Annotated in this window: 6 protein-coding genes and 1 pseudogene; 3 read left to right on the forward strand and 4 right to left on the reverse strand. The window is 56.3% G+C overall.

Annotated features, from left to right (window positions below; all coding sequences use genetic code 11):
- From EN994_RS20855 to EN994_RS20865, 3 genes are all read left to right on the forward strand, one after another.
- A partial coding sequence (locus tag EN994_RS20855) for a DUF4238 domain-containing protein (protein WP_206530434.1) occupies nucleotides 1-652 on the forward strand: 652 nt, incomplete at its 5' end.
- 55 nt (nucleotides 653-707) lie between these two features.
- Nucleotides 708-905, forward strand: a complete 198-nt coding sequence (locus tag EN994_RS20860) for a type II toxin-antitoxin system HicB family antitoxin (protein WP_164746046.1) — start codon at nucleotides 708-710, stop codon at nucleotides 903-905.
- A gap of 87 nt (nucleotides 906-992) precedes the next feature.
- Entirely contained in the window at nucleotides 993-1,589 is a 597-nt protein-coding gene (locus EN994_RS20865; protein WP_063167862.1) for a hypothetical protein, read from the forward strand.
- Between the two features lie 115 nt (nucleotides 1,590-1,704).
- Here EN994_RS20865 and EN994_RS20870 read toward each other — a convergent pair whose 3' ends face one another.
- The 4 genes and pseudogenes from EN994_RS20870 to EN994_RS20885 form a co-directional block, all read right to left on the reverse strand.
- Entirely contained in the window at nucleotides 1,705-2,034 is a 330-nt protein-coding gene (locus EN994_RS20870; protein WP_127224108.1) for a hypothetical protein, read from the reverse strand.
- A complete protein-coding gene (fghA, locus tag EN994_RS20875; protein ID WP_063167861.1) occupies nucleotides 2,018-2,848 on the reverse strand; it encodes an S-formylglutathione hydrolase in 831 nt (276 codons plus the stop codon). The genes EN994_RS20870 and fghA overlap by 17 nt, the downstream gene beginning before the upstream one ends.
- Before the next feature lie 102 nt (nucleotides 2,849-2,950).
- Nucleotides 2,951-3,760 carry a formylmethanofuran dehydrogenase subunit C gene (locus EN994_RS20880; RefSeq protein WP_063167860.1) on the reverse strand — a complete coding sequence of 270 codons (810 nt, stop codon included), beginning with the start codon at nucleotides 3,758-3,760 and terminating at the stop codon, nucleotides 2,951-2,953.
- Nucleotides 3,757-4,100, reverse strand: a pseudogene (locus EN994_RS20885) (formylmethanofuran--tetrahydromethanopterin N-formyltransferase); the annotation flags it as partial. The gene EN994_RS20880 and the pseudogene EN994_RS20885, both read right to left, overlap by 4 nt.

The following is a 4,100-nucleotide window of genomic DNA, read 5'->3' on the forward strand; positions in this document are numbered from 1 at the left end:
TGCTAGGATATCGGACGCAGTTTCACCTCCCGTACCCGAGGCTCTGTTGGAAATTTATCGCAAGACGACAGGAGATGTATCGAGCCAGATTAGAATGCAGGATTTGATAAACGCCGGCATAATTCAAATAAACATTGACCCGCATACCGCCCTTCTTTCGATGCCAAATATCATTCGAGGCATGCTTCCTGTAATGAATCGGTACAACGCGCCTGTTTTTATACACAACGAGACAGGCGTCGATTTTATTTCTAGCGATAACCCCGTGTGCTACTTCAAATCGGGAACACCAATAGGTAAAATAGTTCCATACAGTGTCGGAAATTTTGATGATTTTGAACTTGTCTTCCCTATAACTCCGCGCATTGCGATGTATCTGGACACCCGAAGGCAGACGGATGCAATGCATAGAGAAGTACGCAACCGCCGGGCGATAGATCGCATCAATGAGGTCGTGGCTCTTTTTGCTGATCGCTATATATTTAGCCAACGGGGAGACATCGAGACCTTAGTATCCAACTTTTTCGATAAAGGGCCAGTTCCGGACTTCGAACGCTCGATAGTTGGTAACGGCTTGGTGCAGCGAATAAGCTACAAGATCGGACAGCCCTCCGCTCTATCGAATGCGTGGGAATACCCATTCCGACGATGAGGATGCAACAGGGCGTGAGCCGCTACACTGACTATCCACCTAGGGAGTGAAGTGCGTGTGTTACGCGGTGGTGATTGAAAAGGCGGGAAATAACTTTTCCGCTTATGTGCCGAATTTACCCGGCTGCATCGCGACCGGTGCAACTGTACGCGAGGTGGAAGCCGAGATTCGCGATGCAATTCGCTTTCACATCAAGGGTTTGCGGGCCGATGGGTTGAATGTGCCGAAGGTGTTAGCTTGGCAGAGTGCGTAAAGGCATAAAGCCACGAACCAGACCGGCACTACAGGTAGATGAACTTCACACCCACGTTATTGAGCGCGGTTTCTTTTGGAAAAATTTATGACAAGCGCTATTGGTTTGACGCCTATAGACCTCCTAACAACAATTTTGGTAGTTATTACGGGCGTATACGCCTGGCTAACTTATAAGATAGCCCACTCAAATAAAATGATGGTCATAGAAATACAGAAGCAGATCGAGGTTCAAACGCGGCCTGTAATTGCTTTGAATATCGAAATTCAACACCATACTATTTTTGTTGCTCGAATCTGGAACCGAGGCTCCTCATCCGCCGAGAACCTTAAACTGACGGTCGACAGAGACTTCTATCGCTTTGGGGAAACCGTTGGAGAATCAAAAAATATTTCTGATATGTATATTTTCAAAAACACATTGGCTGCACTCGCGCCTGGCGATGGATTCTGGATCGATCTTTGTACAGGCCCTCAGGTCGGCAAGGAGATCGGCGGCAAAATAGTAACACCTGACAAATTCACAATTCAGGCATCCTATGGCTACGGGTCGCGTATCTATACCGAGAACTTCTTTGTGGATCTTCGAGCTTATTTCTATACGTCCGGAGCGAAGAGAATTCCTGAGCAACTCGAAAAGATAGCAAAATCTCTGGATGAACTGGCAAAATCAAACAGAAAGTAGTCACCTCACCGTGGAACATGTCGAGGTTGATATGGGATCATCTCCCTGTGGGACACCGGAGCCGGGAATACGGCCAGAATAGTTGTTTGCGGCCAGGATCGCTGCCCGGACCAATTTACCCCGCCTGCAACACCTCCAGCGTCTGCCCGTCAAACGAAGGCTCGTCCTGGCCTATCCGCACGAACAGCACTTTCCGCCCCCCACCCTCGGGCACCTCGAAATACTGGATGCCGTCAGGCATTTCGCCCCAGGCGCCGCAGGGCGGCTCCGGGATCTCATCGGGGCTGGCTACCGCTTTCAGCTCTTTCGCATAGGCAGCGTCCGGGCTGAATGTGTAGCGTTTGACGCCGGCGGGGACTCTGCCCCCGGCGTAAGGCGTCGAATTCAATACCTTGTTTGCATCTGGCCATGCCTTCGGCCTGCCCGGTTCAAAGCCTCTCAGCATGCCATCTCAGATGGTCGTCCATGAAGCTGGAGATGAAAAGATACGAGTGGTCGTATCCATCCTGCATCCGCAATTTTAAAGGAATACCTGCTTTGGTGCAGGCCGCCTCAAGCAGCCAAGGCCTCAGCCCGTCGTCAAGAAATCCATCCGACGTTCCCTGATCCACCAAAAATTCGGGGAAGCGGTATCCGTCGTCGATGAGCGACGTCGCGTCGCAGCTTCGCCACGAGGCCTCATCCTTGCCGAGATACTTCTCAAAAGCCGGTCTCGACCAGCCGGCGGTGCTTGGCTGGGCGATCGGGGCGAACGCCGAGCAGCTCTTGAACCGCTGCGGATTCTTCAAGGCAATCGTCAGCGCGCCATGCCCGCCCATCGAATGGCCAAAGATTGCCTGGCGTGCCATATCGGCTGGAAATTCAGCCGCGATGAGGGCCGGCAACTCCTCGGCGACATAGGAATACATACGATAGTTCTTCGCATAAGGCTCTTGCGTCGCATCGAGATAGAAGCCGGCGCCGGAGCCGAACTGCCAGTTGTCTTTTTCATCCGGAATGTCGGCCCCGCGCGGGCTGGTGTCGGGACAAACGACGATCAGGCCGAGCTCGGCGGCCATGCGCCTGTACTCGCCCTTGTCCATGACATTGGCGTGCGTACACGTCAGGCCTGAGAGATACCACACAACGGGACAAGGCGTCTCCCGCGCCTGCGGAGGTATGAAAACGGCAAAAATCATGTCGCAACGGCAACTCGTCGAGAAATGGGAATAGACGCCCTGCACGCCGCCATGGGCTTTCGTCTGAGAGATGATTTTCATGTGTTCTCCACGTTGCGGGTCGGATGACGGTCGGCCCCACCACTGCCACCCAGCGGCAAGCACTTGCGTCCTGCCATCGTATGGTTCCTGTGTCGACGGATCTCAGCGCGGAAAAAGAACATCGCCCATTCCGAGCACTGCGTTATCCCCGCCATATTTGCGCGGTGCGCTCCCCAGAAGCGGCCGTTTCAAAATGCCCTCGGCGATCAGATGACGATCGATGATGGCGGCGAAAACGCTCTCGGGCGCGCCGCATTCGACGAAGCTCGGCGACATGCGTGCCGGCGCGCGATCGAGAAGGATCGAACCGCGACGCATCAGATAGCCAGGCATCTCACCGGTGCCACCGGCCACCACCAAGGTGCCGGCGATCATGCGGCTGCCGGCATGGTCGCCGGAGCCTTTCAGCACCGCGACCAGGCCGCGCCGCATGCGGTCCGCCGCGAAGGCGCCCGCTCTGCCCCTGACGATCAACACACCGCCGTTCATGCCGGCCAGTTCCCCGACGAGCGGCGCACCGAGGTGGTCGCCGGCATTGCCTGTTATCTCAAGCCTGCCGCCGCGCATGCCGGAGCCGGCGTATGGACCCGCATTGCCTTCGATCGTGAGCTTGCCACCCCGCATGGCGCGCCCGGCCTGGGCGCCGGCATTGCCAACGAGGCGAACCGACCCACCCCGCATGCCTTGCGCCACAAGGTCAAGGCGCATGCTTCCGCCCTCGAACACGATGCTTGCCGGATCGCTGCCGGCGACGCGAAAAATGTCGCCCACCTTCGATCCGAGCTTCGACATGCCGATCTGGATTCTTTCGACGTCGCGCCTTTCGATCCCGGCCAGCCGCTCCGGCGTCAGCGGCGACAGGTCAAGGCGCTCCGGCGGCTCGGCAACCAGGGTGAAGGTCAGCGCCTTCATGGCAGCATATCCTTCAGCGAGTAGATGAATTTCCCGAGCTTGCCGCCGTAATTGCCGGCGCTGATCCGAACCGCGCCTCTTTGCGGTCCGAGCTCTATGACAGCCTTGATGCCCGCCTTCATCGCGGCGGCAACTGCATCATTGGTCTCACCATCGATGACGATTTCCAGGACGGCGTTGATGTCGGGACCGAGTTCACTCGCGACGACGCCGCGCAGTGTCGGCGCGTAGGCTTCGTTGGCCGAGGCGATCATGCCTTTGTATTTGCCACCGATCTTGGAACCCGAACGGGCAATGCCGCCCGGAAACGGCACGATGGCGCCAGGCACCATGCCGATCG

This window comes from Mesorhizobium sp. M7A.F.Ca.CA.002.09.1.1 (assembly GCF_003998555.1).
Taxonomy (GTDB): domain Bacteria; phylum Pseudomonadota; class Alphaproteobacteria; order Rhizobiales; family Rhizobiaceae; genus Mesorhizobium; species Mesorhizobium ciceri.

Excerpts from the sequence above, each read along its gene's own strand:
- EN994_RS20880 (WP_063167860.1), bottom strand. The coding sequence starts at position 3,760 with ATGAAGGCGCTGACCTTCACCCTGGTTGCCGAGCCGCCGGAGCGCCTT.
- EN994_RS20865 (WP_063167862.1), top strand. The coding sequence starts at position 993 with ATGACAAGCGCTATTGGTTTGACGCCTATAGACCTCCTAACAACAATT.
- EN994_RS20870 (WP_127224108.1), bottom strand. The coding sequence starts at position 2,034 with ATGCTGAGAGGCTTTGAACCGGGCAGGCCGAAGGCATGGCCAGATGCA.
- fghA (WP_063167861.1), bottom strand. The coding sequence starts at position 2,848 with ATGAAAATCATCTCTCAGACGAAAGCCCATGGCGGCGTGCAGGGCGTC.